This window comes from Microbacterium sp. gxy059 (assembly GCF_050958665.1).
Lineage (GTDB): Bacteria > Actinomycetota > Actinomycetes > Actinomycetales > Microbacteriaceae > Microbacterium.
On sequence record NZ_JAMXWT010000002.1, the window covers coordinates 1 to 25941 of the forward strand.

At 70.8% G+C, this 25941-nt stretch carries 33 protein-coding genes; 21 read left to right on the forward strand and 12 right to left on the reverse strand.

Going from position 1 to position 25941, the window contains the following annotated elements; all coding sequences use genetic code 11:
• The 5 genes from NHL53_RS01465 to xseA all read right to left on the reverse strand — a co-directional run.
• Positions 1 to 1379, reverse strand: a 1379-nt coding sequence (locus NHL53_RS01465) for a class II fumarate hydratase (protein ID WP_433774436.1), incomplete at its 3' end; no start/stop codon positions are given.
• Entirely contained in the window at positions 1376 to 2035 is a 660-nt protein-coding gene (locus NHL53_RS01470; RefSeq protein WP_433774438.1) for a carbonic anhydrase, read from the reverse strand. The genes NHL53_RS01470 and NHL53_RS01465, both read right to left, overlap by 4 nt.
• Positions 2035 to 2682, reverse strand: coding sequence for a DUF4245 family protein (locus NHL53_RS01475; protein WP_433774440.1), 648 nt, complete (start codon positions 2680 to 2682; stop codon positions 2035 to 2037). Before NHL53_RS01475 ends, NHL53_RS01470 begins: the two co-directional genes overlap by 1 nt.
• Complete coding sequence (locus NHL53_RS01480) at positions 2682 to 2918, reverse strand: exodeoxyribonuclease VII small subunit (RefSeq protein ID WP_433774441.1); 237 nt, start codon at positions 2916 to 2918, stop codon at positions 2682 to 2684. The genes NHL53_RS01475 and NHL53_RS01480 overlap by 1 nt, the downstream gene beginning before the upstream one ends.
• Positions 2919 to 2928: 10 nt before the next feature.
• Positions 2929 to 4215, reverse strand: coding sequence for an exodeoxyribonuclease VII large subunit (gene xseA, locus NHL53_RS01485; protein WP_433774443.1), 1287 nt, complete (start codon positions 4213 to 4215; stop codon positions 2929 to 2931).
• A gap of 53 nt (positions 4216 to 4268) precedes the next feature.
• Here xseA and NHL53_RS01490 point away from each other — a divergent pair, with 53 nt between their 5' ends.
• Together NHL53_RS01490 and NHL53_RS01495 are read left to right on the forward strand one after the other, a co-directional pair.
• Positions 4269 to 5312 carry a 4-hydroxy-3-methylbut-2-enyl diphosphate reductase gene (locus NHL53_RS01490; protein ID WP_433774445.1) on the forward strand — a complete coding sequence of 348 codons (1044 nt, stop codon included), beginning with the start codon at positions 4269 to 4271 and terminating at the stop codon, positions 5310 to 5312.
• Positions 5309 to 5860, forward strand: a complete 552-nt coding sequence (locus NHL53_RS01495; RefSeq protein WP_433774447.1) for a DUF6264 family protein — start codon at positions 5309 to 5311, stop codon at positions 5858 to 5860. Before NHL53_RS01490 ends, NHL53_RS01495 begins: the two co-directional genes overlap by 4 nt.
• Positions 5861 to 5928: 68 nt before the next feature.
• Here the strand turns inward: NHL53_RS01495 and fbaA are convergent, their stop codons facing one another.
• Positions 5929 to 6960, reverse strand: a complete 1032-nt coding sequence (fbaA, locus tag NHL53_RS01500) for a class II fructose-bisphosphate aldolase (protein WP_433774449.1) — start codon at positions 6958 to 6960, stop codon at positions 5929 to 5931.
• 190 nt (positions 6961 to 7150) lie between these two features.
• Between fbaA and glpX the strand changes: the two genes are divergently transcribed.
• The 6 genes from glpX (at position 7151) to NHL53_RS01530 (ending at position 10851) form a co-directional block, all read left to right on the forward strand.
• Positions 7151 to 8152: a class II fructose-bisphosphatase gene (gene glpX / locus NHL53_RS01505; RefSeq protein ID WP_433774451.1), complete on the forward strand. Its 1002-nt coding sequence runs from the start codon at positions 7151 to 7153 to the stop codon at positions 8150 to 8152.
• Positions 8153 to 8212: 60 nt separating this feature from the next.
• Positions 8213 to 8413 (forward strand): UDP-N-acetylmuramyl pentapeptide phosphotransferase, encoded by a 201-nt coding sequence (locus tag NHL53_RS01510; protein ID WP_433774453.1) that lies wholly within the window; start codon positions 8213 to 8215, stop codon positions 8411 to 8413.
• A 32-nt stretch (positions 8414 to 8445) separates the two neighbouring features.
• Positions 8446 to 9519 (forward strand): redox-regulated ATPase YchF, encoded by a 1074-nt coding sequence (gene ychF, locus NHL53_RS01515; RefSeq protein WP_433774455.1) that lies wholly within the window; start codon positions 8446 to 8448, stop codon positions 9517 to 9519.
• A gap of 128 nt (positions 9520 to 9647) precedes the next feature.
• Entirely contained in the window at positions 9648 to 9881 is a 234-nt protein-coding gene (locus NHL53_RS01520) for a FitA-like ribbon-helix-helix domain-containing protein (RefSeq protein ID WP_433774457.1), read from the forward strand.
• Positions 9878 to 10303 (forward strand): type II toxin-antitoxin system VapC family toxin, encoded by a 426-nt coding sequence (locus NHL53_RS01525; RefSeq protein WP_433774459.1) that lies wholly within the window; start codon positions 9878 to 9880, stop codon positions 10301 to 10303. The genes NHL53_RS01520 and NHL53_RS01525 overlap by 4 nt, the downstream gene beginning before the upstream one ends.
• The gene (locus NHL53_RS01530; RefSeq protein WP_433774461.1) at positions 10300 to 10851 is read left to right on the forward strand and encodes a GNAT family N-acetyltransferase; all 552 of its coding nucleotides are present in this window, start codon (positions 10300 to 10302) and stop codon (positions 10849 to 10851) included. Before NHL53_RS01525 ends, NHL53_RS01530 begins: the two co-directional genes overlap by 4 nt.
• Positions 10852 to 11008: 157 nt before the next feature.
• On the opposite strand, the gene NHL53_RS01535 is transcribed toward NHL53_RS01530, so the two are convergent.
• Complete coding sequence (locus tag NHL53_RS01535) at positions 11009 to 11692, reverse strand: TetR/AcrR family transcriptional regulator (RefSeq protein ID WP_433774463.1); 684 nt, start codon at positions 11690 to 11692, stop codon at positions 11009 to 11011.
• 63 nt (positions 11693 to 11755) lie between these two features.
• Here NHL53_RS01535 and NHL53_RS01540 point away from each other — a divergent pair, with 63 nt between their 5' ends.
• From NHL53_RS01540 to NHL53_RS01555, 4 genes are all read left to right on the forward strand, one after another.
• Positions 11756 to 12511, forward strand: a complete 756-nt coding sequence (locus NHL53_RS01540) for an SDR family oxidoreductase (protein WP_433774465.1) — start codon at positions 11756 to 11758, stop codon at positions 12509 to 12511.
• Between the two features lie 44 nt (positions 12512 to 12555).
• Positions 12556 to 12885, forward strand: a complete 330-nt coding sequence (locus tag NHL53_RS01545) for a nuclear transport factor 2 family protein (protein WP_433774467.1) — start codon at positions 12556 to 12558, stop codon at positions 12883 to 12885.
• 237 nt (positions 12886 to 13122) lie between these two features.
• Complete coding sequence (locus tag NHL53_RS01550; protein ID WP_433774469.1) at positions 13123 to 13620, forward strand: YbaK/EbsC family protein; 498 nt, start codon at positions 13123 to 13125, stop codon at positions 13618 to 13620.
• 290 nt (positions 13621 to 13910) lie between these two features.
• Entirely contained in the window at positions 13911 to 14510 is a 600-nt protein-coding gene (locus tag NHL53_RS01555; RefSeq protein ID WP_433774969.1) for a mismatch-specific DNA-glycosylase, read from the forward strand.
• A 250-nt stretch (positions 14511 to 14760) separates the two neighbouring features.
• Here the strand turns inward: NHL53_RS01555 and NHL53_RS01560 are convergent, their stop codons facing one another.
• Complete coding sequence (locus NHL53_RS01560; RefSeq protein ID WP_433774471.1) at positions 14761 to 15189, reverse strand: hypothetical protein; 429 nt, start codon at positions 15187 to 15189, stop codon at positions 14761 to 14763.
• 89 nt (positions 15190 to 15278) lie between these two features.
• Here NHL53_RS01560 and NHL53_RS01565 point away from each other — a divergent pair, with 89 nt between their 5' ends.
• Positions 15279 to 15512: a hypothetical protein gene (locus NHL53_RS01565; RefSeq protein ID WP_433774473.1), complete on the forward strand. Its 234-nt coding sequence runs from the start codon at positions 15279 to 15281 to the stop codon at positions 15510 to 15512.
• Positions 15513 to 15619: 107 nt separating this feature from the next.
• Here NHL53_RS01565 and NHL53_RS01570 read toward each other — a convergent pair whose 3' ends face one another.
• Positions 15620 to 16111 carry a tetratricopeptide repeat protein gene (locus NHL53_RS01570; RefSeq protein ID WP_433774475.1) on the reverse strand — a complete coding sequence of 164 codons (492 nt, stop codon included), beginning with the start codon at positions 16109 to 16111 and terminating at the stop codon, positions 15620 to 15622.
• 134 nt (positions 16112 to 16245) lie between these two features.
• Between NHL53_RS01570 and NHL53_RS01575 the strand changes: the two genes are divergently transcribed.
• The 3 genes from NHL53_RS01575 (at position 16246) to NHL53_RS01585 (ending at position 18358) form a co-directional block, all read left to right on the forward strand.
• Complete coding sequence (locus NHL53_RS01575) at positions 16246 to 16803, forward strand: HIT family protein (RefSeq protein WP_433774477.1); 558 nt, start codon at positions 16246 to 16248, stop codon at positions 16801 to 16803.
• A 91-nt stretch (positions 16804 to 16894) separates the two neighbouring features.
• Positions 16895 to 17761 carry an AraC family transcriptional regulator gene (locus NHL53_RS01580; protein WP_433774479.1) on the forward strand — a complete coding sequence of 289 codons (867 nt, stop codon included), beginning with the start codon at positions 16895 to 16897 and terminating at the stop codon, positions 17759 to 17761.
• A 300-nt stretch (positions 17762 to 18061) separates the two neighbouring features.
• Positions 18062 to 18358, forward strand: a complete 297-nt coding sequence (locus tag NHL53_RS01585) for a hypothetical protein (protein WP_433774481.1) — start codon at positions 18062 to 18064, stop codon at positions 18356 to 18358.
• A gap of 62 nt (positions 18359 to 18420) precedes the next feature.
• Here the strand turns inward: NHL53_RS01585 and NHL53_RS01590 are convergent, their stop codons facing one another.
• Positions 18421 to 19236 (reverse strand): MerR family transcriptional regulator, encoded by an 816-nt coding sequence (locus NHL53_RS01590; protein ID WP_433774483.1) that lies wholly within the window; start codon positions 19234 to 19236, stop codon positions 18421 to 18423.
• 225 nt (positions 19237 to 19461) lie between these two features.
• On the opposite strand from NHL53_RS01590, the gene NHL53_RS01595 reads away from it, so the two are divergent.
• From NHL53_RS01595 to NHL53_RS01605, 3 genes are all read left to right on the forward strand, one after another.
• Positions 19462 to 21246 carry a glycosyl hydrolase family 18 protein gene (locus NHL53_RS01595; RefSeq protein ID WP_433774486.1) on the forward strand — a complete coding sequence of 595 codons (1785 nt, stop codon included), beginning with the start codon at positions 19462 to 19464 and terminating at the stop codon, positions 21244 to 21246.
• A 125-nt stretch (positions 21247 to 21371) separates the two neighbouring features.
• Positions 21372 to 21581: a DUF4287 domain-containing protein gene (locus NHL53_RS01600; protein WP_433774488.1), complete on the forward strand. Its 210-nt coding sequence runs from the start codon at positions 21372 to 21374 to the stop codon at positions 21579 to 21581.
• A 24-nt stretch (positions 21582 to 21605) separates the two neighbouring features.
• Positions 21606 to 22079, forward strand: coding sequence for an SRPBCC family protein (locus tag NHL53_RS01605; protein WP_433774490.1), 474 nt, complete (start codon positions 21606 to 21608; stop codon positions 22077 to 22079).
• Positions 22080 to 22124: 45 nt separating this feature from the next.
• Here NHL53_RS01605 and NHL53_RS01610 read toward each other — a convergent pair whose 3' ends face one another.
• Together NHL53_RS01610 and NHL53_RS01615 are read right to left on the reverse strand one after the other, a co-directional pair.
• The gene (locus tag NHL53_RS01610; RefSeq protein WP_433774492.1) at positions 22125 to 22775 is read right to left on the reverse strand and encodes a response regulator; all 651 of its coding nucleotides are present in this window, start codon (positions 22773 to 22775) and stop codon (positions 22125 to 22127) included.
• On the reverse strand, positions 22772 to 23926 hold the full coding sequence (locus tag NHL53_RS01615) for a sensor histidine kinase (protein ID WP_433774494.1): 1155 nt from the start codon (positions 23924 to 23926) through the stop codon (positions 22772 to 22774). The genes NHL53_RS01610 and NHL53_RS01615 overlap by 4 nt, the downstream gene beginning before the upstream one ends.
• Before the next feature lie 131 nt (positions 23927 to 24057).
• Here NHL53_RS01615 and NHL53_RS01620 point away from each other — a divergent pair, with 131 nt between their 5' ends.
• Together NHL53_RS01620 and NHL53_RS01625 are read left to right on the forward strand one after the other, a co-directional pair.
• The gene (locus NHL53_RS01620; protein ID WP_433774496.1) at positions 24058 to 24435 is read left to right on the forward strand and encodes a hypothetical protein; all 378 of its coding nucleotides are present in this window, start codon (positions 24058 to 24060) and stop codon (positions 24433 to 24435) included.
• Positions 24432 to 25928, forward strand: a complete 1497-nt coding sequence (locus NHL53_RS01625; RefSeq protein WP_433774498.1) for a multicopper oxidase family protein — start codon at positions 24432 to 24434, stop codon at positions 25926 to 25928. The genes NHL53_RS01620 and NHL53_RS01625 overlap by 4 nt, the downstream gene beginning before the upstream one ends.
• Positions 25929 to 25941 lie beyond the last annotated feature (13 nt).

The following is a 25941-nucleotide window of genomic DNA, read 5'->3' on the forward strand; positions in this document are numbered from 1 at the left end:
TCGTCGAGCTGCTCCTCGGTGAGCTCACCGCGCTCGACGTAGCCGAGGTCGATGACCGCCTCGCGCACCGTGATGCCCTGCGCGACCGAGTGCTTCGCGATCTTCGCCGCCGCCTCGTAGCCGATGAGCTTGTTGAGCGGCGTGACGATCGAGGGGCTCATGCCGGCGAGGGCGGTGACGCGCTCGTGGTTGACCTCGAGGCCGTCGACGGTCTTGTCGGCGAGCACGCGGCCCGCGTTCGCCAGCAGGCGGATCGACTCGAGCAGCGCCGTGCCCATCACGGGGATCGCGACGTTCAGCTCGAAGGCGCCGGAGGCGCCCGCCCAGGCGATGGTCGCGTCGTTGCCGACGACCCGCGCGCAGACCATGAGCACGGCCTCGGGGATGACGGGGTTGACCTTGCCCGGCATGATCGACGAGCCCGGCTGCAGATCGGGGAGGTGGAGCTCGCCCAGGCCGGTGTTGGGCCCGGATCCCATCCAGCGGATGTCGTTGTTGATCTTGGTGAGCGACACGGCGATCGTGCGCAGCGCGCCGGACGCCTCCACGAGCGCGTCGCGGTTCGCCTGCGCCTCGAAGTGGTCCTGCGCCTCGGTGAGGGGCAGACCCGTCTCGGCGACGAGGTTCGCGATCACCTTCTGCGGGAAGCCCTGCGGGGTGTTGATGCCCGTGCCCACGGCGGTGCCGCCCTGCGGGACCTCCGCGACGCGGGGGAGGGCGGCGCGGACGCGCTCGATGCCGAGCCGCATCTGCCGCGCGTAGCCGCCGAACTCCTGGCCGAGCGTGACGGGGGTCGCGTCCATGAGGTGGGTGCGACCCGCCTTGACGACGCTCTTCCACTCCTCGGCCTTGGCCTCGAACGCCTCGGCGAGGTGCTCGAGCGCCGGCACGAGGTCGGTGAGGAGCGCCTCGGTGACCGCGACGTGCACGGACGTCGGGAAGACGTCGTTCGACGACTGCGACGCGTTGACGTGGTCGTTGGGGTGCACCTCCGAGCCGAGCTTCTCGGTCGCGAGCGAGGAGAGGACCTCGTTCATGTTCATGTTCGAGCTCGTGCCGGATCCGGTCTGGTAGGTGTCGACCGGGAACTGGTCGTCGTGCTTCCCCGTCACGACCTGGTCGGCCGCCCACGCGATGGCGTCGGCGACGCCCGCGTCGAGCGTGCCGAGCTCCTTGTTGGCGAGCGCCGCGGCCTTCTTGATGCGCGCGAGCGCCGCGATGTGACGCGACTCCAGGCCCTTGCCCGAGATCGGGAAGTTCTGGACGGCTCGCTGCGTCTGCGCGCGGTACAGCGCGTCGACAGGGACGCGCACCTCGCCCATCGTGTCGTGTTCGATCCGGTACTCGGTGTCGGTCACCTGACTCGCTCCTTCGTTCATCGGTCCGCGGTCTCCTCCGCGATGCCCAGCACGACCTCGGGCACCACGGTGCCCTCCGCCAGACGGTAGTTGGCCCCCACGATCCCGAGCCGGCCCTCGGCGACCGCCTCGCTGATCACCTCGGACGAGCGCAGGATCGCATCGACCGTGTCGCGCAGGTGGGCCCTGCCGACCTGCCACGCCGTGACGTCGTCCGCCGCCTCTCCGGCCTCGCGGCGCTCGTTCATGAGACGTCGGACCGTGTGCACGATCGGCGAGATCTGACGCCAGATCGACGGCGGGAGGAGGGGGGCGTCGGGCTCGACGCTCTGGAGCGCCGCTCCGACGGCGCCGCACTCGTCGTGTCCGAGCACGACGATGAGCGGGACGTTCAGGATGTCGACGGCGTACTCGAGCGACCCCATGATCGACTCGCCGGTCACCTGGCCGGCGTTGCGGACGACGAACAGGTCGCCCAGGCCGAGGTCGAAGATGATCTCAGCCGCGAGACGCGAGTCGCTGCAGCCGAACAGCGTGGCGAGCGGGCGCTGCGCGGAGGCGAGCTCGTGTCGTCGCGCGACGTCCTGGTGGGGGTGCTGGGGGGTCTCGGCGACGAACCGCCTGTTGCCCTCGACCATCGTCTGCCACGCGTCGCGCGGGGCCATGACATCCGCCATCACTGCTCCTTCTCTTCGAGAACGGGGATCTGCCCGGACAGCGCACGCGCGACGGCTTCTGCGTCGTCGGCGTCCGCGTGCCCGTAGACGAGGAGATGGTCGGGGCCGGCCTGCGTGCCCAGCGCGTAGGTGACGTTGCCGCTGCCCGCGCCGTCGCCGAGTTCGTAGACCGTCCATTCGACGCCGTCGACGTCGAGGGAGCCGGACGGCCGGGCGCCGCTCAGCACCTGCGACGCCCACACCTCGTCGGCGTCCATCGCCTGCTCGACGCGGAGGAAGGAGCGGGAGGATCCGGGGATCTCGTTGTAGGCGATCGTCCAGACCGAGGGCGCGCCGCCTGAGAGCTCGGCGACGTTGACGCCCCAGTCGTCGAGGCCTTCCGGCACGACGATCGGCCGGTCGAGCTGCTCCGAGGCGCGCTCGGCGAGCCCGGGGACGTCGACCTCGGGGCGATCGGGCATCTCTCCGCGGGGGACGCCGAAGTAGATCACGGCGACGACCGCCAGGCTCACCGCGAGCGCCACGATGAGGTTGCGGAAGGACTGGCTCTGACGGTATCGGCGGGAGTTCTCGGCCTTGCGGGCGGCTTCCTCCTCTGGCGTCTCCGGACGGCCGAGATGCGCGGCGATGCGCGGCTCGCGGGCCATCAGGCGTCGGCCTCGGTCTGCGCGTCCGCTTCCTCCCGCGCCGCGTCCAGACGCCGCTTGGCGCCGAGCAGCCATTCCTCGCAGCGAGCCGCGAGCGCCTCGCCGCGCTCCCACAGGGCGAGGGAGTGCTCGAGCGTGGGGGCGCCCTGCTCGAGCTCGGCGACGACGCGCATCAGCTCGTCGCGAGCCTGCTCGAACGAGAGCGCGGAGACATCGGGGGGAGTCTGATCGGCCATCGGGCCCATTCTACGGGTCCGCCCGTCCCTCCGAGACGGCGGCGATCGCGCCGTGCTCGACCGTCAGCGACAGGCGCGCGCCGGCCGGGGCCGCCGCCGGGTCGCGGACGATCGAGGCGTCCTCGCCCTGCACGATCGCGTAGCCGCGTGCGAGCGTCGACGCGGGGGAGAGGGCGCGCAACGACGCGCGCAGCTCGGCGGCGTGGCGCTCCGCGCGGTCGACGAGGCGCGTCGACAGGTCGCGTCCGCGGGAGACGAGGAGGACCACCTCCTGCTGCCGGTCGCGCACGAGCCGGTCGGGGTCGCGCAGCGCGGGGCGCGTGCGCAGCTGCTCCACCTGCTGGATCCCGTGCTGCACCTGCTGCTGCAGGCGCATCGTCAGCCGGGAGCGCAGCTGGCCCACGAGGGTGCGCTGCTCCGCGACGTCCGGCACGACCCGCTTGGCGGCGTCGGTCGGGGTCGAGGCGCGCAGGTCGGCGACGTCGTCGAGCAGCGGCCGGTCGTTCTCGTGGCCGATCGCGCTCACGATCGGCGTCGACGCCGCGGCGACCGCGCGCACGAGCCGCTCGTCGCTGAAGCCGAGCAGGGTCTGCGGATCGCCGCCGCCGCGGGCGATGACGATGACGTCGACCTCCGGGTCGGCGTCGAGCTGGGCGAGCGCCGCGAGGATCTCCGGCACGCTGCGCTCGCCCTGGACGGTCGCGTGCACCGTGCGGAAGGCGACCTGCGGCCAGCGCAGCTGGGCGTTGCGCAGCACGTCCTTCTCGGCGTCCGACTGCGCGCCGGTGATGAGCCCGATGCGGTTCGGGAGGAAGGGGAGGGGCTTCCTGCGCGACGGGTCGAACAGCCCCTCCGCCTGCAGCTGCCGCCTCAGGCGCTCGAGGCGCTCGAGCTGCTCGCCGAGCCCCACGTGCTTCATCGAGGTCACCTGGAACGAGAACGAGCCGCGCTTCACGAAGTAGTCGGCCTTCAGGCAGGCCACGACGTGGTCGCCGACCTCGAACGGGTCGGGGAGGCGCCGCAGCACGTTCGACCACACCTGGAGCGAGATCTGCGCGTCCGAGCGCAGATCCTTCAGGCCGCCGAAGACGTTCTGGCCGCGCCGGTTCCACTGGGTGATCTCGCCCTCGACCCACACCGCGCCCCACCGGTCGATCGAGGCCTTGATCGACTGGTTGAGCCGGCCGACGGAGGTGGGCTGGTCGGGGCCGGAGTCGCGCGGGGCGACCTGCTCGGACTCGGGGATCCCGGGGGATCCGTCCGGTCCGGAACCGGGGACGGGAGCGAAGGAGGTCACGCACTCAGCGTATTGGGCGCCCCCGACGACGGGCCCCGCGTAGGCTGGATCGCATGAGCACGGCCGCCGTCTCCCTCCCGCTTCCGCGCGTTCCCGCGCGGCGCGAGCGCCTCGTCGCCGTCCCGACGACCGGGCGCAAGAGGATCCTGCTGGCCGCCCCGCGCGGCTACTGCGCGGGGGTCGATCGGGCCGTCATCACGGTCGAGAAGGCGCTCGAGCGCTACGGCGCGCCCGTCTACGTGCGCAAGCAGATCGTGCACAACATCCACGTCGTGCGCGAGCTCGAGCAGCGCGGGGCGATCTTCGTGGACGAGGTGGACGAGGTGCCGCAGGGGGCGCACGTCGTGTTCAGCGCGCACGGCGTCTCGCCGGCCGTCGTCGACGCGGCTGCCGATCGCGGCCTGCAGGCCGTCGACGCGACGTGCCCGCTCGTGACGAAGGTGCACCGCGAGGCGGTCCGCTTCGCGCGCGACGACTTCCAGATCCTCCTCGTCGGCCACGCCGGGCACGAAGAGGTCGAGGGCACCGCGGGCGAGGCTCCGGACAGCGTGACCATCGTGAACTCCCCCGACGAGGCAGACACGGTCGAGGTCGATGATCCGTCGAAGCTCGTCTGGCTGTCGCAGACGACCCTCTCGGTCGACGAGACGATGGAGACGGTGAGTCGCCTGCGCGCGCGATTCCCCGAGCTGCACGATCCGCCCTCCGACGACATCTGCTACGCCACGCAGAACCGCCAGGTCGCGATCAAGAAGGTCGCGGCCGGCGCCGACCTCGTGATCGTGGTCGGATCCGCGAACTCCTCCAACAGCGTGCGGCTCGTCGAGGTCGCCCTGCAGCACGGCGCCCGCGCCGCCCACCGCATCGACTACCCCGACGAGGTGCGGCAGGACTGGCTCGACGGGGTCGAGACGATCGGCATCACGAGCGGGGCGAGCGTGCCCGACGTGCTCGTGCAGGAGCTGCTGCGCGAGCTCGCGCACGCCGGCTACGCCGACGTCGAGGAGGTGCGCACCGCGGAGGAGGACCTCATCTTCTCCCTGCCCAAGGAGCTGCGCGGAGATCAGCCGCGTGGAGGACGGAGCCGCACGGCATGACAGATCAGATCCCGCAGCGCCCGCGCTTCGGCGAGCTCGCGACGCCGGAGGAGCAGCGCCAGCGGATGGGGCTGCCCGCCGAGGCGCCGGCCGAGCCGGCGGATCCCGCGCTCGTCCCGCAGGACGCCCCTCCCGGCGCGACTCCCCGCGGCGCCGCGAGCGGGCCGACGCCGACGGGCGTCGTCGTCGACCGCATCGTCACGATCGCGATGCTCGCCTACGGCATCGTCAACACGATCACCGCGATCCCGATCCTCACCGACCCTGCCGCGTTCTTCGGCGTGATCGGCATCGACGTGGTTCCGTCCGACTACGCGTCGCATCGCACGGCGGGCGCGGTGGCCGTCGGGATCCTCGTGGTCGGGTGGATGCTGACGACCTGGCTCGCGTGGCGTCGCGGTGCGAAGCGGCGCTCCATGTGGTGGATCGCGCTGCTCGGCGGCGTCGTGTTCACGTTCCTGTCGAGCCTCGTGCTCGTCGTGTCGTTCCTGCAGGATCCGGCCCTCGTCGACGCGATCATGCAGATGCAGGGCGCCGTCGCCCCCTGATCTCAGACAGAGAGCGGCCCCGGGAACCTCGCTGGTTCCCGGGGCCGCTCTCTCGCGTGCGCGGCCTGTCAGGCGCTGATCGAGTGGCCGAACGATCCGAGCTGCCTCGTCGACTCGACGACGCGGGCCGCCATCGCCGTCTCGGCGACCTTGCCCCACGCGCGCGGGTCGTACTTCTTCTTGTTGCCGACCTCGCCGTCGAGCTTCAGCACCTCGGCGTAGTTCTCGTACATGTAGCCCGCGATCGAGCGGGTGAACGCGTACTGGGTGTCGGTGTCGATGTTCATCTTGATGACGCCGTTCGCGACCGCGAGGGCGATCTCCTCGTCGCTCGAGCCCGACCCGCCGTGGAAGACGAGGTCGAGGGGCTTCGCGCCCGTGCCGAAGCGCTCGGCGATGCCCGCCTGGATCTCGCCGAGGAGCTCGGGACGCAGCTTGACGCCGCCCGGCTTGTAGACGCCGTGCACGTTGCCGAACGTGAGGGCCGAGATGTAGCGGCCCTTCTCGCCGAGGCCGAGGGCCTCGACGGCCTTCGTCACGTCGCCGACGGTCGTGTAGAGGGCGTCGTTCGACCCCTCGTGCGCGACGCCGTCCTCCTCGCCGCCCACGACGCCGACCTCGATCTCGAGGATCGCGCCGATGTTGTGCGTGCGGGGGAGGAGCTCCTTCGCGATCTCGATGTTCTCGTCGAGCGGCACCGCGGATCCGTCCCACATGTGCGAGTTGAAGATCGGCTCGCCGCCGGCCTTCACCTGGGCCTCGCTCTCGGCGAGCACGGGGAGGAGGAAGCCGTCGAGGGCGTCCTTGGGGCAGTGATCGGTGTGGATCGCGACCGTGACGGGGTAGTTCTTCGCGACCTGGCGCACGTACTGGGCCATCGCGATGGCGCCGGCGGCTCGGGCCTTCACGGTGTGGCCGGCGAAGTAGTCGGCGCCTCCCGTGGTGACCTGCAGGATGCCGTCGGATCCCGCCTCGGTGAGGCCCTGGAGCACGGAGTTGATCGTCTGCGAGCTCGAGACGTTGATCGCGGGGTAGGCGTATCCGCCGTCCTTCGCGCGGGCGAACATCTCCGCGTACTGGTCGGATGTTGCGACGGGCATGAGCGACTCCTTCGAATCGGCTGGTGGGATGCCCTCACAGCCTAGGGCACGCGTGTTCTCGCGTCCGTGCGCACAGGCGTCGCCTTCCGCGTCGCACGCCCTCGAGAATGCGAAAGAATCGCGATTCCTTCCTCGGATCGAGCCTCGGCGCGCCCCGTGTCGGGGCGCCCTTCGCACTACGCTCGGCCTCATGAGCGCCGAACACGAGATCCACGAGCCCGCCGACCTCATCCCGCTGCAGCCCGACCGCAACATCGCGCTCGAGCTCGTGCGGGCCACGGAGGCCGCCGCGATCCGCTCGTCGCCGTTCATCGGGCGCGGCCAGAAGGAGCTCGCGGACGGCGCGGCGGTCGACGCCATGCGCCAGTTCCTCGCGACGGTCGAGTTCGACGGACGCATCGTCATCGGCGAGGGCGAGAAGGACAACGCGCCGATGCTCTTCAACGGCGAGTCGGTGGGCACCGGACGGGGCCGCTCGTACGACATCGCGGTGGATCCGATCGACGGCACGACGCTGACCGCCGAGGGGCGCAACAACGCGCTCTCGGTCATCGCGATGTCCGACCGTGGCACGATGCTCGACGCGTCGAGCGTGTTCTACATGGAGAAGCTCGTGACCGGCCCCGCGGGCGTGGGGGTCGTCGACATCCGCAACCCCATCGGCGAGAACATCCGGCTGCTGGCGAAGGAGCTCGGCAAGCCCGTCGAGGAGATGGTGGTGTCGGTGCTGAACCGGCCGCGTCACGCGCAGCTCATCGAGGAGATCCGCGAGACGGGAGCGGGCACGCGGCTCATGAGCGACGGCGACGTCGCGGGCGGCATCAACGCCGCGCGTCACGACGCGCGCACCGACATGTGCGTCGGCGTGGGCGGCAGCCCGGAGGGCATCGTCACCGCCTGCGCGATCAAGGCGCTGGGCGGGCACATCCAGGGCCGCATGTGGCCGCAGAGCGACGACGAGCGCCAGCGCGGCGTCGACGCGGGCCTGCCGATGGACGACGTGCTCGAGGCCGATGACATGGTGCGCGGCAGCAACACGATCTTCGTGGCGACGGGCGTCACCGACGGCGCGCTCGTCGCGGGCGTGCGACGCAAGGAGGGGTACCTCTACACGGAGAGCGTCGTGCTGCGCGGGCACTCGGGCACGCTGCGCCGCGTGTCCAGCGACCATCTCGAGTCGAAGTGGCTCTGAGCATCTGAACACTGGACGTCTCCTCCGCGTCCGGCGGAGGATCGGTGAGACAATCGAGGCATGTCCTCGCAGACCGAGAAGTCTCCGTCCGACGGCGCCCGAGCGGTCGTCGCCGACGCGCAGGATCCTGCGCGTCGCCCCGACGTGCTGTTCCGCGTGCGCCGTCCCGTCGGCGCCGAGCCGAGCATCTGGTGGCCGATCCTCGGATTCGTCGCCGTGTCGGCGGGCGTGCTCGCCTCGCTGACGCTCCTTCCCGGCTGAGCCCCGGACGGGGCCGCGTAGACTGACCTCCCGTGGCTCTCACTATCGGCATCGTCGGCCTGCCCAACGTCGGCAAGTCCACGCTCTTCAACGCTCTGACCAAGAACACCGTGCTCGCGGCGAACTATCCGTTCGCGACGATCGAGCCGAACGTCGGGGTGGTGGAGCTCCCGGATCCGCGCCTCGACCGCCTGGCCGAGATCTTCGGATCCCAGAAGATCCTGCCCGCGCCCGTGTCGTTCGTCGACATCGCGGGCATCGTGCGCGGCGCGAGCGAGGGAGAGGGCCTCGGCAACCAGTTCCTCGCGAACATCCGCGAGGCCGACGCGATCGCCCAGGTCGTGCGCGGCTTCGATGACGGGGACGTGGTGCACGTCGACGGCAGGGTCGATCCCGCCAGCGACATGGAGACGATCAACACCGAGCTGATCCTCGCCGACCTCCAGACCCTCGAGAAGGCCGTGCCGCGCCTCGAGAAGGAGGTCAAGGGCAAGAAGACCGACCCCGCGGTTCTCGACGCGGCGAAGGAAGCCCTCGCGATCCTCGAGGAGGGGAAGACGCTCTTCCAGGCCGGCTTCGACACGACCCCCGTGCGGGAGCTCGGCCTGCTCACGGCCAAGCCCACGCTGTTCGTCTTCAACGTTGACGAGGGCGTGCTCACCGACGAGTCCCGCATGGCGGAGCTCGCCGCGCTCGTCGCCCCGGCCAAGGCGGTCTTCCTCGACGCGAAGGTCGAGTCGGAGCTCGTGGGCCTCGAGCCCGACGAGGCGCTCGAGCTGCTGCAGGCCCTCGGCCAGCAGGAGTCGGGCCTCGACCAGCTCGCGCGCGTCGGCTTCGAAACCCTCGGCCTGCAGACCTACCTCACGGCGGGCCCGAAGGAGGCGCGCGCCTGGACGATCCGCCGCGGCGCCACCGCCCCGCAGGCGGCCGGCGTCATCCACACCGACTTCGAGCGCGGCTTCATCAAGGCCGAGATCGTCTCGTTCTCCGACCTCGACGAGTACGGATCCATGAACGACGCCAAGGCCGCCGGCCGCGTGCGCATGGAGGGCAAGGACTACGTCATGCAGGACGGGGACGTGGTGGAGTTCAGGTTCAACGTGTGATGTGAGCCGATCCTGCTCCGCGGGCCCCGTCGATCTTCGTGATCGGAGGGGCTTGGTTGGCTTGTTCTGGGGTGTCCGCATTCAGCCATCTGCGCTATCATGGTTGATAGCAGAAGGAGGTGGCCCGGATGTCATCCATCATCGTGCGCGGTCTCGATGACCATGTGAAGCAGCAGCTCGCATCGCAGGCGAAGGAGCACGGGCGGTCCATGGAGGCCGAGGTCCGCGACATCCTCACGAAGGCCGCTCGACGGCCGCACATCGGCATGGCTCTTCTGTCTGCGGCACGGGATGTCGAGGGGGTCGACGAGTTGCCGATTCCGACGCGCGATGATGTCGCAAGGGTCGCGGACTTCGAATGATCGTCCTCGACACGAACGTCATCTCGGAGATCTTTCGGCCCTCTCCGGAGCCTCGTGTCGTCGAGTGGCTTGTGTCCTTGACGGGCGACGTCGCGATCACTTCCATCACTCTCGCGGAGTTGCTTGCCGGTGTGCGCAGGCTCCCGAACGGTCAACGCAAAGACGAGCTGGCGCAGAGGATCGATGAAGCGGTAGCGCCGTATCGGGGGAGCCGGTCGGTGCTCGCCTTCGATGATGGCGCGGCGGAGCGATACGCGGGGGTGCTCGTGTCTCGTGAAGCAGCAGGTGCGCCGGTCAGCACGGCCGACGCCCAGATTGCCGCGATCTGCCTGGCGCACGGGGCCACCTGCGCTACGCGCAATATTAAGGACTTCCAGCACACCGGCGTCGAACTGGTGGACCCATGGAAGGTGGACGCGTGAGGCATTGTTCGATCGAGGTCCTCGCGCACCAGGAGCTCACTGAGGCCGATCGAAGTGGGCTTCGACAGCTCTTCGACAGCGAGTATCTCAAGGAATTCGGAGAGTGGGATCCACAACAGCCGTATGGCTACGCGTCACATGATGTCCATATCATGGCCCGGATCGAAGGTCGCGTCGTCGGTCATGTGGGTTGGGCGCGCCGCGAGATCGCTGTCGGTACGGAGACTCTCGCGATCGCAGGAGTCGGCGGTGTCTTGATCTCCGGTGACGCGAGAGGGATGCGGCTCGGGGAGGAGCTGATGAGGTGTGCAGAGCAGTCGATGCGCGCTCGCGGCCACCTCGGGTTCGGTTACCTCGGCTGTCGAGAGCAGGTCGTCCCGTTCTACGAGTCATGCGGTTGGAAGAGGATCCTTGCCCGCGAGAAGTCAATCGGGCGTGATGGTGAACCTGTTGTGGACGACCCTGGCCCGCCGATCCTCATCCTGCCAATCGCCCCGCTCGAGCTGTGGCCTGGGGGCGACATCGACCTGCGCGGACGGGCTTGGTAGTCGCTGACTGCAGATGGCCCCACGTGTCGGAACGTGGTCGAGTTTCGTTTCTCGCTTTAGCGTTTCGTGCGGATTCGACTGGTATCCACCTGCCCTGACGGGAGCTCTTTGCGTGGACCCGCCAATTCATGGTCCGAGGATTGTCGTGTACCGGGTCTCAGGGCTTCTGTGTGGCGAGCTTTGTGAGCCACTCGATCAGCAACTGCGTCTGAGTTTGCCCGAGAACCTCGGGCTGGGATGCAGCGACCTCGATCGCGGTTGCTAGGGAGTTCGCGGGTCGCGCGTCAGTACCGGTGATCGCCGCGATCGTGCCCTCGCGGACCGCGGCTGAGAGCGTTGGATCAGGCTGGGCGAGGATGATCTGGCGCAGTGTGACACCGATGTTGGTTACGAGCACATGCGCGGCCGCCTGATCCGGGGGTACGACGAGCCGGCCCTGGGCGGCAGCGCGGGCTGCGAGGCCGCGCAGGATCTCGCTGGGCCGAGACTGCGCAGCGGGGGAGTAGCCGGGGCGTACGTTCCCGTACATGAGCGAGTAGAAGCCGGGGTTGGACAGGCCGAACGAGACGTGTGCGTCCCAGCCAGCTCGGATGTCCTGGACGGGGTCACCGGAGGACTCCATCGTTGCCTTCTGCCCGAGGTACAGGTCGAAGCCGTGCTCGATGACAGCATCGATGAGGCCCTGCTTCGATCCGAAGAAGTGGTACAGGGTCGGCATCTTCACGCCGACGGCGTCGCACACGGCCCGCAGGGAGAAGTCCTCCCCTGGGGCGGCGGCGATCAAGTCTGCCGCTGCGGCGATCAGCCGCTCCCGTGTATCGCTTCCCGCTGCACCTGTCATGCTGATATAGTACCTTGTGTAGCAATGACATACCGTTACATATCAGCGATACGAAGGAATGAGATGACTGACCACACACTCTCCGGCAAGAACGTGCTGATCGCAGGCGGGGCGAAGAACCTCGGTGGACTCATCGCCCGCCAGGCTGCCGAAGCCGGTGCGAACGTCGCGATCCACTTCAATTCCGACGCCAGTCGTGCCGATGCGGAGCAGACGCTTGCGGCCGTCGAAGCGTCCGGCGTCAAGGGTGCGATCTTCCAGGCTGACCTGACCGTGCCGGCTAACGTCACCCGCCTGTTCGCGGACGCGGAGGCGGCGATCGGGACGATCGACGTGGCGGTGAACACCGCGGGCAAGGTGCTGCGAAAGCCGATCGTCGAGACCACCGAGGCCGAGTACGACTCGATGTTCGACATCAACGCGAAGGCCGCGTACTTCTTCATCCAGGAAGCAGGCAAGCACCTCGCCGACGGCGGAAAGATCATCACGATTGTCACCTCGCTGCTGGCAGCGTTCACCGACGGTTACTCGACCTACGCGGGCGGCAAGTCTCCCGTTGAGCACTTCACCCGCGCCGCGGCCAAGGAGTTCGCAGGCCGCGGGATCTCTGTCACGTCCATCGCGCCGGGACCGATGGACACGCCGTTCTTCTACGGACAGGAGACTCCGGAGCGAGTCGAGTTCCACAAGTCCCAGGGGATGGGTAACCAGCTCACCAAGATCGAGGACATCGCCCCGATCGTCCGTTTTCTCGCCACCGAGGGCTGGTGGATCACCGGCCAGACCATCCTCGCCAACGGCGGTTACACCACCCGCTGAGCCGGGCCTTCCGAAACGACATCGAGACCACGGAGAATCTCATCATGACTACGCAACAGATTCCTGAGCCGGTCGCGTCATTCCTTGAGCGCGTGAACGCCCATGACGAGGAGGCCTTCCTCGACGCCTTCACCCCGGCCGGGGCGGTTGACGATTGGGGGCGCACGTTCACCGGCCGGGAGCAGATCAAGGCCTGGAGCGACCGGGAGTTCATCGGGTCCCGCGGCACCTTGACCGTCGAAGAGGTTGGAACTACAGGCAACAACGTCACCGTCATCGGTGACTGGCGTTCCAACCATGCCAATGGCCGTTCGAAGTTCGTCTTCGAGATCGATGGTGGCAAGCTCGCCAAGATGACCATCCGCGAAGGCTGAAGGCCGCGAAAGGCGGACGTCGACCAGGTCGGCGTCCGCCTTTTCCTATTGCCGTGCCGATCCACATTGTGACGACCATCGCATGACCACCGTTCCGCTCGCACGTCCCGGGCACCGTCGATCCGAGGTGGGGCCTGCCGAAGCGACCCGCAGGGTGCTCCGCGGATCCGTCCAGGTGCGCATAGCCTCGCGCGAGGGATGCGGCCCGGGTGCAGGGACATCCGCGAGGATGGGGGAATGAGTGTCGCCGAGGTTCGCGCCCACCTGACCCGCTTCGATCTGGCCGACGCGCTCGTCGAGTTCGATGACTCCAGCGCGACGGTCGAGCTCGCCGCCGCCCGCCTCGGCACCGAGCCCGCGCACATCGCCAAGACCCTCGCATTCCTCGATCCCGCGGAGCGCGGTCGCGTCGTGCTGATCGTCGTCGCGGGCGACGCGAAGGTCAAGAGCGGCCCGTTCAAGCGCCGCTTCGGCGGGAAGGCGACGATGGTGCCCGCCGACCGCCTCGTCGAGCTCACCGGCCACCCGATGGGCGGCGTGTGCCCCTTCGCGAACGCGCCGGCCGCGACGGTGTGGCTGGACGAGTCGCTGCGTCGCTTCGACGTCGTCTACCCGGCCGGCGGCACGGAGGCGTCGGCCGTGCGGATGGAAGTGTCCCGGCTCGAGGATGTGTCCGGCGCGGCCGGATGGGTCGACATCTGCGGCGGGTGGCGCGAGGACGAGAACGCCGGCTGACCGCGGCGCCGGAGCCCCCTCTCCGCGAGCTCGCGACGGACGGCGACGCATACTCTGGATCCATGTCCACGCGCGACGTTCCTCGCCAGATCGGGGACCTCCCGGCCCTCGGTCGTCCCGCGAACAGCGCCCTGCTTCTCGAAGGCATCACGACGCTCGCCGAGGTGAGGGCGACCGGCCCGCAGAACCTGCTTCGGCTGCACGGCGTCGGACCGAAGGCGGTGCGGATCCTCGAGGACGCGCTCGCCGCGGAGTCACCAGGCACGTCAAGAACGCGTCGCCCCTCGCCGATGGGCGGCGCACGGCCGACGAAGGACGATCTCGTGGGCTTCGCCACGGACGATCCCGACGCGATCGACGACGTCCTTCCCGCCGACGGCGCCCGGCTGCGACTGCTCATCGTGGGCATCAACCCCGGCCTCTGGACCGCGGCGGTCAACGCGCCCTTCGCGCGGCCGGGCAACCGCTTCTGGCCCTCGCTGCATCGCGCGGGGCTGACGGACCACGTGGTGGACGCGGCCGCGGGGCTGTCCGAAGACGACGAGCACCAGCTGCTGGCGCGGGGGATCGGGATCACGAACCTCGTCGGACGGGCGACGGCTCGCGCCGACGAGCTGTCGCGAGAGGAGCTTCGCGCGGGAGGATCGCGACTCGTCCACCGCGTCGCAGAGCTGCGCCCGCGGGCGGTCGCGGTCGCGGGCATCACCGCGTTCCGCACGGCGTTCGGGCAGCCTCGGGCGTCGCTCGGCGTTCAGGACGCCTCGCTCATCGACGGATGGCCCGAAGGCATAGACCTGTGGGTCGTGCCCCAGCCGAGCGGCCTCAACGCGCACGAGACGATCGACTCGCTCGCGGCCAGATGGCGTGCGGTGTGGGAGGCGACGGGCTGATCCCCGCGCCACCCCGTCAGGCGTGCTCCTCCGCGGCGTCGACGCATGCCGAGGTGACTCTCTGGGGTTCGTCCGTGCCGCGACGCGGGGCGTTCCGGTTCACCGTCTCGGCCTCGCCGAGGTCGATCCCGTGTCCTCCTCCTGATCCGGCCGCGTGGCGTGCGGCCCGGAGTAGCCCGCCGCCGCAAGCGCCACGAGGCGGACCTGCCTTGCCGGGATCCGCCCCGTGCGGGACCGGACGGCCTGCCGCCTACGGCACCCACTCCTGCGACCAGTAGTCGAGAGTGAGAACGAGGGCTACTCCCGAGGTGTTCGCCGAGACCGAGACCGTGCGCGGATCGAAGAAGTCGCCGGGGATCCTGAGCTGCGGCGTGGCCCCGAGCTCCTCGGCGAGGTCTTCGGGGGTCTGGCCGGGTGGCGGATCCACCGTGAGGGTCGTCCAGCCGCCGCCGCTGGCGCAGTCGCTGCTCTCGCCCGGGACCGTCGCGCCGGCGGGGAGCTCGACGGCCGAGGACGGGGGAACGTCGCCCTCCGTGGCCATCATCGTGAGCCACCCCAGCCGTACGACGTAGGCCATGGCGAGGACGCCGACCAGAACGATGAGCAGGATCCATGCGGTCCGGCGGAATCGCGTGGTCGTGCGGCCGTCTGCGCCGAGTCCTTCAGCGGGTGCAGGCATGGGGCCTCCGAGTCGCGAGTCCACGCTGCTTCGGCGGGGTTCTCACGATGACTGTAGGTCATCATCGATGATGACTCGGTCAGGCCGAGATGCCTCTCGCGTGCACCGCCGAAGGGCTCTGGCTACCCGCGAAGGACATGTACGGCCGCTGGACCGTGCGGTGCGTCGACGCATCGACGGGCGAGCCGCGGCGGATCGGCGATCTCGGCGACGCCGACATCGCCCGGGATCCGGACGGCCGGCGACTCGCGATCGTCGATCAGCGCTCGTGGCTGCGGATCCTCGACGCCGGTACCTCCGGGAGTTCCGGATCGACCAGGTGAACAGGCGCTTCTCCGTCGCCTGGATCGGCGACGACCGCATCGCAACGCGCACCGACCTCGGGTTCGTCGGGGTGTATCCGGTCGGGTAGGCGTCCGTCCTCGGGCCGTCACGCCTCCGGGGTGAGCGCTACCGCGTAGGCGCGCATCGAACGGCGGTAGCGCGGCAGCGAATCGATCTGCGCCTCGATGGCGACGCGAAGCGCCTCGTTCGTGCGTCCGGCGCTGTGCAGAGCCAGTGCCAGCACGACGCGGGGCGCGGAGCCCGTGGACTCGTGCACGGGCGCGGCTTCGAGCACGGCGATCGCCTCGTCGAGGCGCCCGAGGTTGCGCAGCGTGGATCCGTACTGGACGGCGAGCTGCGCGTGCCGGGCCTCATCGAGACCGAGTTCGAGAGCGCGCTCGTACTCCTCGCAGGCCTCCGCCTCGAAGCCCATCGAGTCGTACATGCCCGCGAGCTCGAATGCCGCGCGGCCGTCGACGGCCGGGCAGGTCTCGGCGAGACCGCGCATCGCGGCGACGCCCTCCTCGCGCTCGAGGGAGTCGAACCGATCCCAGATGTCGGCGACCGCCGCCTCCCACTCGTCGAGCGTCGTCGTCATGTCGCCAGTCTCTCAGGGACCGGCTGGCCGAGGTCGCCGCGCACCCCGATGCGCCTGAAGCGGGCGCGTGCGATGTCGGAGGCCCGATCTACGGTGGAGGACATGGCAATCGAATCGCTGGAGGAGACCGCCCCGTGTCGGTGCGAGCGGTGACGCCCGAGCCGCAGAGCGGCGACCCCGCGCAGGGGGGAGGCCCCGTGAGCGACTGGCGTGCGGACCGCGTCGGCTCGGCGGTCGCGGGCACGAATCCCACCGTGCTGGCGGAGCTCGATGCGGCATTCGCGGTCATCGGCGACGTGCAGTGGCTGCCGGGTTACTCGCTCGCCCTGACCAAGACCCCGGGGGCCGATCGACTGAGCGATCTGCCGCGCGCCGAGCGGATCCGCTATCTCGCCGACGTCGACCTCATCGCGACGGCGGTGGAGGACGTGTGCCGCGGGCACGACGCGGGATTCCGCCGAATCAACATCGAGATCCTCGGCAACCACGACGCATTCCTCCACGCGCATATCTGGCCGCGCTACGAGTGGGAGCCGAGTGAGATCGTCGCGAAGCCCGTCTGGATGTACTCGCCGGATCACTGGACGGACGAACGGCACCGCCTCGGTCCCGCACACGACCGACTGCGCGCGGACCTCACCCGAGAGATCCTCCGACTGCGGCAGGTCGCGGAGTATCGCATGGACTCCTGACCCGCGCCGCCCACCCGACCCGATCGGACCGGGAGAATCGGGCGGGGCGTGCCGCCCCTGGCGGAGAGTCGAAGGCGAAGGGAGCCACACCGTGATCGAGGACCTCAACAGGCTCGTCGACGAGATCGACGCCCATCTCGGCGAGGGCGTGGATATCGACGCGCTCGCCGCCGAGAGGGGGACGACGGGATACCACCTGCGCCGGATGTTCTCGTCCCTGGCGGGGATGCCCGTCTCCGAATACGTGCGCCGCCGGCGGATGACCGTCGCGGCCGCGGACGTGATCGGCGACGAGGACCTGCTCTCCATCGCGATCCGCCACGGGTACGGATCCGTCGAGGCGTTCGGGCGCGCGTTCCGATCGGTCCACGGCGCGAGCCACTCCGACGTGCGCCGTGACGGCGGCCCCCTTCGCAGCCAGCAGCAGATCAGGTTCCGTCTGACCGTCGAAGGGAGCACCCCCATGGATGCCCGAATCACCGAACGCCCCGTCCTCCGCCTCGTCGGATACGCCCTCCGCGTGCCGCTGATCCACGAGGGGGTCAACCCGCATATCCACGAGCACGTGCGATCGATCTCGGCCGAGCAGAACATCCGGCTCACGGAGCTGTCGAGCGCCGAGCCCGCGGGAATCCTCTCGGTGAGCGCCGACATCGAACCGGACGACCCGGAGGGGAGCGACCTGACCTACCTGCACGGCGTCTCCGTCGACTCGGACGCGACGGTGCCCGACGGGCTCGACGTGATCGAGGTCGAAGCCGGGCCCTGGGTGGTCTTCCGCACCTCCGGCGCGCATCCCGATGCGCTGCAGGCGGCATACGCGGTCTCCGCGACGGAGTGGTTCCCCTCCAACCCGTGGCGTCTGCGCCCCGGTCCGTCGATCGTCTCGATCCTCGAGCACACGCCGGACTTCCGCACGGCGACCTGCGAGCTCTGGATGCCCGTCGAGCGCGCCTGAGACGAGCCCTGCCCATCCGGCGCCCCGCATCCCGTGCGGGAGCGCCGGACGGCCGTTCCGCCTAGGCTGATGCCCGACCGCACGGACCACCACCGAGGGGGACCAGCGATGCCGGTGATCGAGCAGCTCGACGAGCGATTCGGCGCGACGCCCGTGGCGACGCTGCGGCGCTGAGCGGAAGCCGTCTCGCAGGCGTCGGAGCACGAGCCGGTCGAGATCGGCACCTGGACGCGGCTCTGCTGGTCCAACGGCGGAGGCGCAGCCGCCGCATGGTTCTTCGGTGACGACGATCGGATCCTCGTGCTCACGATCGATCACGACTCGCCCCTGAGCGCCTTCGAGGCCCAGGAACGACAGCGCGAGCACTACCGCGGGCTCCCCGACGACCTGCGGCCGCTCGCCATCGGCCGCGAGCCCGAGTACCCGCTCCTCCGGACCGAGATGTCGCCGACGCCCATGGCCTTCGCCACCGGAGTGTTCTGGTTCGACGGACGGAACTGGCGGATCACGGAGGGCCTCGCCGCCCGCATCGAGTCCGACGAGCGATTCCGGCTGGCGGACACCGGCATCCGGTTCTGCCTGCGGCCGTTCGAGTGACGCGATCCCTCGTGCCGCCGCGGTCGCCGCGCGGAGCCCGAGGCCGGGCTCCGCGCAGGCGATCAGGCGACGGGCTGCTGCAGCGCGATCACCCAGTCGTCGACGTCGTCCGCGTCGTACGGCGTACGCAGGTACACCTCGCGGCAGGTGCCGACGGGCGTGAGGCCCCGATGCTGCACCTCCGCCACGAGCCCCTGCCAGGCGGCCTGGATGCCCAGCAGGTCGGGCGCCGCGTAGGTCGTGACGAGGGCGCGCGGCACCGCGTCCAGCGTCTGAGCCTCGAGACCTGAGGGCACGTCGTCGCCCGCGATCTGCTCCGCGGCCGCGGCGATCATCCCCTCGTCGTCGCCCGTGTAGTGGGCGACCCCCGGCCCGGTGTGCGCGGAACCCGCGGCGGCGATCGCCGCGTTCACCCGCTCGAACATCGGGCCGATCTCGGCCTCGACCTGGCTCATCTCGGCGATGCGCACCGACAGCTGCACCAGGCGGAGGGCAGGCAGCTGCTGCACCTCGAAAGCGGTGGAATCGGACATGGTTCTCTCCTTCTCGATCGATCGGAGCCTCGCCTCGACGAGATGCAGGCGCGTGCGGTCCGCGGTGATCTGCTCCGCGAGCTCGTCTCGTCGCTGCCGCAGCAGCGTCGCGACGCGCGCGTCGGCATCCTCGGCGTCCAGCAGCGTCCCGACGTCCTCGAGGAGGAAGCCGAGATCCTTCAGAGCGACGAGCCGGTTGGCGCGGGGCAGCTGATCGGCGTCGTACCGGCGGTATCCGGTGAACGGATCCACCTGCGCGGGCGTCAGGAGCCCGAGCTGGTCGTAGTGCCGCAGCATGCGCACCGACACACCGGCCAGGCGGGCGAAGTCTCCGATGCTCAACATGGTCCTGCCATTCCAGGGTCTGACCCCGTGTGAGAGTCAAGGGCGGATCGAGGGATGCGAGAACTCTACGGCGCGCGCTCCGCCCCCGCAGGAGACGCGCGAGACCCGTTGCCGCCCCTCGACGCCGACTGCTAGATTTATGCCCGGGAATTAGGTAGGAAACCTAACTAATTCCGTCGTCGCGGCGATGAGGCCGCGGCGCTCAACCGATCGAAGGAGCTCGCGTTGTCCTCACGAACCCCTGCTCTCGCCGCGGTCGCGGCCCTCGCGCTCGCCGCGACGGCCGTCGCGGCCCCCGCCGCGGCCGCGCCGCCCGATGAGCCCGCCGCCCACGAGACGACCACCGTCAACGGATACCGGAACGTCGGCTACTACGGCCAGTGGCAGGCGCTCGCCGACCGCGAGGCCACGCTCAAGAAGCTCTTCGTCGACGCCGACGCCGGGCGCGACCTCACGCACCTCAACTACTCGTTCGGCAACATCGCCGGATCGCAGGAGGCGATCGACGAGGCGCGAGAGGACGGCGTGCGGGGTCTCGGCGGCGTCGAGCCGTACACCTGCTTCCTCTCGGACGACGATGACGCCGCGGCGGGCGAGACCGACACGGCCGGCGACGCCGAGAGCGACTTCCTGCACCTGTTCCCGGCGGAGCAGTCGGTGCTGGGCGTCGCCGACAGCGCCGACCAGCGCCTCGCCGGCAACCTCAACCAGCTGCGGCAGGTGAAGCGCCTCCACCCCGACCTGAAGGTGCACGTCTCGCTCGGCGGATGGGCGTGGTCGAAGTCGTTCTCCGACGCGGTCGCGACGCCCGAGCGCCGCGACGCGCTCGTCGAGTCGTGCGTCGACCTCTGGATCCGGGGCGACCTGCCCGAGATCGACGGCCGCGGAGGCGAGGGCGCCGCCGCGGGCATCTTCGACGGCTTCGACATCGACTGGGAGTGGCCGGGAGCGCCCGACTGGGCCCAGGAGGTCGGCAACAGCATCGACGAGGAGAACGACCGCGCCAACTTCCTGGCGTTCATGGAAGAGCTGCGCGGGGCGCTCGACGAGCTCGGCGCCGAGACGGGCGAGCACTACGAGATCTCCGCGTTCCTGCCCGCGAGCCCCGCCGTCATCGAGGCGGGCGGCTGGAACGACCCCGAGCTCTTCCAGTACCTCGACTTCGGCAACCTGCAGGGGTACGACCTCTGGGGGCCGTGGGGCGAGACCACCGGGCATCAGGGCAACGTGCACGGAGATCCCGCGCACAACTGGGGTCTCGGCCTCGACACGGTCGTCGCCAGCTACACCGACGCCGGCATCGACCCGGCGAAGCTGAACCTGGGCTTCGCGTCATACGGCTACGGCTGGCAGGGCGCAGGCGAGGAAGCGTGGGGAGAGGCGGAGAGCCCCGCCTGGCAGGAGGACGGCACGGCGGTGCTCAGCTGGGATCAGCTGAAGACCCGCGGCCTCGACATCCGCCACGCCCAGGTCGACGGCAGCTTCGACGCGACGTACGGCTACGACGCCGAGGCGCGCGAATGGTGGACGTTCGACGATCCCGTGGCCGTCGCGGAGAAGACCCGCTGGGCGCTGAGCCTCGGGCTCGGCGGCGTCGACTACTGGGAGCTCGCGCACGACGTCGATGCCGACCTGCCCGCCGCCGGGGCGGAGGCGCTCCGCCAGGCGGAGCCCGGGCCGATCGCGGGGACGGAGCCGACGACGTGCGACGCGGACGGCCCGTGGAACGCGCAGACGACGTACTCCGCCGGCGACACGGTATTCCTCGACGGCAGGGTCTTCACGGCCTCCTGGTGGACCCGCGGCGAAGAGCCGGGAGCGAGCGTCCACGGCGCCTGGCAGACCGCATCGGAGTGCGGCGACGCCGACGGCGAGATCTCGACGTGGTTCCCCGATGCGATCTACACCGCCGGCGACCGGGTGACGCACGGCGGCGAGGTGTTCACCGCACGATGGTGGACGCGCGGCGACGAGCCCGGCGCCTCCGACGGGGGTCCCTGGGAGCGCTGAGCGAGGGGAGGGGCGGGTGCGTTCTCGTCCCTCCCCGGCCCGGACGGCGACGAGCCCTGGTGCCGTCGCCCCCGCTGCGCCATACTCGGCGACGGAAGCGTTCGCCTCGAGAGGGAGAGTCCGACATGGCCGACACGCAGAAGGGGCCGAAGTCCTACTTCCCGTCGATCGAGGCGAAGTACGGGCGCTCGATCGACGAATGGATCGCCGAGCTGCGGCCGCACGCCGGCTCGCCGCACATGCAGCAGGTCGCCTTCCTCAAGGAGCAGGGCATGGGGCACGGTCACGCGAACGCGCTCGTGCACGTGTTCCGCGCCGAGCACGACGGCGCCTGAGCCCGACGAGTGTAGCATCGCGGGATGCCCTCGCTCGTCCTCGTCACCTCGATCGCCGCGCCGCCGGAGGCGTGCTTCGCGCTGAGCCTCTCGGTGGACGCGCACAGCGCATCCATGGCGGGCACCGACGAGCGCGCCGTCGCCGGGGTCACGGCCGGCGAGATGGCGCTGGGGGAGACGGTCACCTGGAGCGCGCGCCACTTCGGGGTGCGGTTCCGGATGACCTCGCGCATCACCGCCTGCGAGCCGCCGCTCCGTTTCGTCGACGAGCAGATCGCCGGACCGTTCGGCCGCTGGTGGCACGAGCACCTCTTCCAGGCGACGGCCGACGGGACGCGCATGATCGACCACATCGAGTACGCCTCGCCGTTCGGGCCGCTCGGGCGCCTCGTCGATCGCGTCGTGCTGGCGCGGTACATGAACGGCCTCATCGCGCGCCGCAACCGCTGGCTCGCGGAGGCGCTCGCCGGAGCCGCCCCGCGCGAGCGCGCCGTGTGAGCGGCTGCGGGATCCGCACGCGTCGAGCGCCGGGCTCGGCTCCGCTCACTCGCCCGGCCGGACGAGGCCCGATTCGTAGGCGAGCACGATGAGCGCGGCGCGATCGCGCGCCTGCAGCTTCGCGAGCAGGCGGCTGACGTAGGTCCGCGCCGTCGCCGGGCTGAGGAACAGCCGCTGCGCGATCTCGGCGTTCGTCAGACCGCGCCCCACGAGGGCGAGGAACTCCCGTTCGCGAGGCGTGAGCCCCGACACCGGGGCCGGATCGGCGCCGCCGCCGGCCGCGGCGCGCATCACGCGGGCGGTGACCTGCGGCGAGAGGAGGGCATCGCCGGCGGCCGCGATCCGGATCGCCCGCCGCAGCTCGTCCGGGGCGATGTCCTTGAGGAGGTAGCCCGCGGCGCCCGCGCGGATCGACGCGAACACGTGCTCGTCCTCGTCGAAGGTCGTGAGCACGACGACCCGCACCGCGGCGAGCCCGGAGTCGCCCACGATCTCGCGGGTCGCCTCGAGCCCGTCCATCTCGGGCATGCGGATGTCCATGAGCACCACGTCGGGACGGTGAGCGCGCGTCCGCTCGAGGCCCTCGCGCCCCGTCGCCCCCTCCGCGACGATCTCGATGTCGCCGTCCCGTTCGGCGAGGGCGCGCAGCCCCGAGCGCACGAGCTCCTGATCGTCGACGAGCACGACGCGGATCATGGCGCCAGCCTCGCAGGCAGCGTCGCCTCCACGAGGAAGCCCCCGAAGCGCCCGTCGTGCGCGGCGAGGGAGCCTCCGAGCAGACGGACCCGCTCGCGCATCCCGGTGATCCCCGATCCGTCGTCGCCCGCTCCCCGTCCGACTCCGTCGTCGGCGATGCGCACGACGAGTCGCGCGCCCTCCCGGCGCAGAGCGATCTCCACGCGGGTCGCGCGGGCGTGCCGCAGGACGTTCGTCAGCGACTCCTGCACCACCCGGAACGCGGCGGCCGCGACCGCCGCGTCGACCTCCTTCTGCTCCACCTCGCACGAGAGGGCCACCTCCAGGCCGGCGTCCCGCGCGGTCCGCGCGAGGCCCTCCATGTCGGAGAGACCCGAGGCGCGGGGCGTCGGCTCGTCCTCCGTGCGCAGGATCCGGACGGTCGCGCGGAGCTCCTGCAGCGAGCGCGTCGCCGTCTCGCGGATGCGTCCGACGGCGGTCGCCGTCGTCGCCTCGTCGCCTCCGATCGCCTCGCTCGCCACGGCGGCGTGCACCGACACGATCGAGAGGGCGTGGCCGACGGTGTCGTGCAGCTCCCGGGCGATGCGGACGCGCTCGTCCTGCCGGGCGCGACGGATCGCGTGCGCCCGCTCGGATTCCGTGAGGGAGCGGATGCGCGCGGCCTGCGCACGCGCCTCTCGCGTGCGGCGCACGGCGACGCCGCAGGCGATCGCCGCGGCGACGAGAGCGAGGTTCGTCAGCAGGTCCGATCCGATGAGGTAGGTCGTCGGCTCGCCGTCGCGCACGAGGAAGAACGCCGCCGTGCCGACGAGCACGACCCCCGACGCGGCGGCGAACCCGGTGCGGCCCGCCTCGGCGCAGGCGAAGAGCGCGGCCGCGGCGGGAAGGGCGATGCCGATCGGGGCGAGATCGAGGGTGTAGTAGGCGAAGACCGCCAGCACGGTGACGGCCAGCATCGTGCGCGGTAGGCGCCGGCGGAGGAGGAGCAGCGCCCCGAACAGCGCCGCGAAGCCGTAGACCAGGGGCGAGGGCGGGCCGGACGGGGACGCGGAGGCGGCGACGACGAGCGCGACGACGAGCGCCATCGCCCCCGCCAGCACGATGTCGACGAGGAGGGGCGGGCCGCTCGGGGACCGGGAGGCGGCGTCCATGGGAGCCAGCGTACGGACTCGCCCGGCCGCGCGATGTCGTCTGCGGGCGACATCCGCTGTCGGCTCGGGACGACCCGGGAGTCGCCCCCGCGCCGATGCCGCCCGGGGCTCGGCCCGGGAGCATCGGAGCCATGACAGAAGAGCACCCGCACACCGTTCCCGCCCCCTCGCCGCGCCTGAGCTGGCCGCTCGTCGTCGGCCTCGCCGCGCTCGCGCTCCTCTGGCCGCTGACGGGAGTGCTCGGCGCCGGCGGCGTCGGCCGCGCAGTCGCCGTCATCGCGGTGACGCTCCTCGTCTGGATCGGCGTCGTCGGGCTCGGCAGGATCCCGCGCCCCGTTCTGACCCTGACGACGACCGGCGCCGCGTACGGCGTGATCTACCTCGTCGCGATCGCGGTGATCGCGAGCCCGCTCGCGCTGCTCGCCTGGTACACGGTCGTCGCGACCGCCGCGCTCGGCGCCCTCGCGGGTCTCGCGGCCTGGGGCGTGCAGGCGATGATGCGGCGATGATCCCTCGTCGCGCGGCGGGAGCCGCTCTCGCGGGGGCCCTCGCCCTGGCGCTCGCCGGATGCGGCCTCCTGCCGAGCACCTCCTCGGTCGAGGCCGTCGACTTCGACGAGCCCCTCGCGATCCCTCCGCTCGCCGAGTCGAGGATCGAGGACGGCGTGCGGGTGTTCGACCTCGCGGCCGAGGAGGGGCGCACCTCGTTCTCGGGGCTCCCCGCGACCGCGACGCGCGGGTACGACGGGGGCTTCCTCGGCCCCACCCTGCGCGCCGCGCGCGGAGAGCGGATCGCCGTGCGGGTCTCCAACGAGCTGACGGACGAGACGACCGTCCACTGGCACGGGATGCACCTGCCGGCGGCGATGGACGGAGGCCCCCATCAGCCGATCGCGCCGGGGGAGACCTGGGAGGCCTCCTGGACGATCGACCAGCCGGCGGCGACGCTCTGGTACCACCCTCACCCGCACGGCGAGACCGAGAACCAGGTGCACGCCGGCCTCGCGGGCCTCTTTCTCCTCGACGACGAGGAGTCGCTCGCCGCGGAGCTGCCGTCCGAGTACGGCGCGGACGACGTGCCCGTCGTCATCCAGGATCGCGACCTCGACGTCGAGACGGGGGAGCTGCGCGTCGACGGCCTCGACGGGGGAGGCGGCGAGGTGGGGCTGCTGGGCGGCACGATCATGACGAACGGCGTGGTCGGCGCCTTCCACCGGGTGAGCTCCGACCGGGTGCGTCTGCGCCTGCTGAACGGCTCCACCGCCCGCGTGTACGACCTGGGCTTCGCGGATCGGGAGGTGGATCTCGTCGCGACCGACGGCGGCCTCCTGCCCGAGCCGGTCCGCACCGGGAGCGTGCGGCTGAGCCCGGGCGAGCGCGCGGAGATCGTCGTCGGGATGCGGCCGGGGGAGCGCGCCATGCTGCGCTCGACCCCGCCGGATCTCGGGCGGATCGCGGCGGGGTTCGCCGCGGGGGAGAACGACGGCTTCGACGTCCTCGAGCTGCGGGCGGACGACGACCTCCGCTCTCTGCCGGAGCCGTCGTGGGACGCGCCCGAGCGGCGGCCGCTCGACGAGGCGGCCGCGTCGGCCCACCGGGAGTTCGAGCTGGAGGGGCGGCGGATCAACGGGCGGGAGATGGACATGACCCGCATCGACGAGACGGTGAGCGCCGGGGCGACGGAGATCTGGACCGTGCGCAACGGCGAGATGTCGCCCCACAACTTCCACGTCCACGACGTGCAGTTCGAGGTGCTGTCCATCGACGGGGATCCGCCTCCCGCCGAGCTGGCGGGGAGGAAGGACACGATCTACCTCGAGGCGTTCCGCGCCTATCGGCTCATCATGCGCTTCGACGGCGAGGCGGACCCCGACGCGCCGTACATGTACCACTGCCACCTCCTCCAGCACGAGGACGAGGGGCTCATGGGGCAGTTCGTCGTCGTCGAACCCGGTTCGTCCGCCGTCGAGGGCGGGCCAGGCGAGCACGACGGGCACGGGTGAGCCGCGCCGCCGT

What these genes read in the sequence shown, in the direction of transcription:
- NHL53_RS01470 (WP_433774438.1), bottom strand. Translation starts at nt 2,035, where the DNA reads ATGGCGGATGTCATGGCCCCGCGCGACGCGTGGCAGACGATGGTCGAG.
- NHL53_RS01475 (WP_433774440.1), bottom strand. Translation starts at nt 2,682, where the DNA reads ATGGCCCGCGAGCCGCGCATCGCCGCGCATCTCGGCCGTCCGGAGACG.
- NHL53_RS01480 (WP_433774441.1), bottom strand. Translation starts at nt 2,918, where the DNA reads ATGGCCGATCAGACTCCCCCCGATGTCTCCGCGCTCTCGTTCGAGCAG.
- NHL53_RS01490 (WP_433774445.1), top strand. Translation starts at nt 4,269, where the DNA reads ATGAGCACGGCCGCCGTCTCCCTCCCGCTTCCGCGCGTTCCCGCGCGG.
- NHL53_RS01495 (WP_433774447.1), top strand. Translation starts at nt 5,309, where the DNA reads ATGACAGATCAGATCCCGCAGCGCCCGCGCTTCGGCGAGCTCGCGACG.
- fbaA (WP_433774449.1), bottom strand. Translation starts at nt 6,960, where the DNA reads ATGCCCGTCGCAACATCCGACCAGTACGCGGAGATGTTCGCCCGCGCG.
- glpX (WP_433774451.1), top strand. Translation starts at nt 7,151, where the DNA reads ATGAGCGCCGAACACGAGATCCACGAGCCCGCCGACCTCATCCCGCTG.
- NHL53_RS01510 (WP_433774453.1), top strand. Translation starts at nt 8,213, where the DNA reads ATGTCCTCGCAGACCGAGAAGTCTCCGTCCGACGGCGCCCGAGCGGTC.
- NHL53_RS01520 (WP_433774457.1), top strand. Translation starts at nt 9,648, where the DNA reads ATGTCATCCATCATCGTGCGCGGTCTCGATGACCATGTGAAGCAGCAG.
- NHL53_RS01525 (WP_433774459.1), top strand. Translation starts at nt 9,878, where the DNA reads ATGATCGTCCTCGACACGAACGTCATCTCGGAGATCTTTCGGCCCTCT.
- NHL53_RS01535 (WP_433774463.1), bottom strand. Translation starts at nt 11,692, where the DNA reads ATGACAGGTGCAGCGGGAAGCGATACACGGGAGCGGCTGATCGCCGCA.
- NHL53_RS01540 (WP_433774465.1), top strand. Translation starts at nt 11,756, where the DNA reads ATGACTGACCACACACTCTCCGGCAAGAACGTGCTGATCGCAGGCGGG.
- NHL53_RS01545 (WP_433774467.1), top strand. Translation starts at nt 12,556, where the DNA reads ATGACTACGCAACAGATTCCTGAGCCGGTCGCGTCATTCCTTGAGCGC.
- NHL53_RS01550 (WP_433774469.1), top strand. Translation starts at nt 13,123, where the DNA reads ATGAGTGTCGCCGAGGTTCGCGCCCACCTGACCCGCTTCGATCTGGCC.
- NHL53_RS01555 (WP_433774969.1), top strand. Translation starts at nt 13,911, where the DNA reads ATGGGCGGCGCACGGCCGACGAAGGACGATCTCGTGGGCTTCGCCACG.
- NHL53_RS01560 (WP_433774471.1), bottom strand. Translation starts at nt 15,189, where the DNA reads ATGCCTGCACCCGCTGAAGGACTCGGCGCAGACGGCCGCACGACCACG.
- NHL53_RS01565 (WP_433774473.1), top strand. Translation starts at nt 15,279, where the DNA reads ATGCCTCTCGCGTGCACCGCCGAAGGGCTCTGGCTACCCGCGAAGGAC.
- NHL53_RS01570 (WP_433774475.1), bottom strand. Translation starts at nt 16,111, where the DNA reads ATGACGACGACGCTCGACGAGTGGGAGGCGGCGGTCGCCGACATCTGG.
- NHL53_RS01590 (WP_433774483.1), bottom strand. Translation starts at nt 19,236, where the DNA reads ATGTTGAGCATCGGAGACTTCGCCCGCCTGGCCGGTGTGTCGGTGCGC.
- NHL53_RS01600 (WP_433774488.1), top strand. Translation starts at nt 21,372, where the DNA reads ATGGCCGACACGCAGAAGGGGCCGAAGTCCTACTTCCCGTCGATCGAG.
- NHL53_RS01605 (WP_433774490.1), top strand. Translation starts at nt 21,606, where the DNA reads ATGCCCTCGCTCGTCCTCGTCACCTCGATCGCCGCGCCGCCGGAGGCG.
- NHL53_RS01610 (WP_433774492.1), bottom strand. Translation starts at nt 22,775, where the DNA reads ATGATCCGCGTCGTGCTCGTCGACGATCAGGAGCTCGTGCGCTCGGGG.
- NHL53_RS01615 (WP_433774494.1), bottom strand. Translation starts at nt 23,926, where the DNA reads ATGGACGCCGCCTCCCGGTCCCCGAGCGGCCCGCCCCTCCTCGTCGAC.
- NHL53_RS01620 (WP_433774496.1), top strand. Translation starts at nt 24,058, where the DNA reads ATGACAGAAGAGCACCCGCACACCGTTCCCGCCCCCTCGCCGCGCCTG.
- NHL53_RS01625 (WP_433774498.1), top strand. Translation starts at nt 24,432, where the DNA reads ATGATCCCTCGTCGCGCGGCGGGAGCCGCTCTCGCGGGGGCCCTCGCC.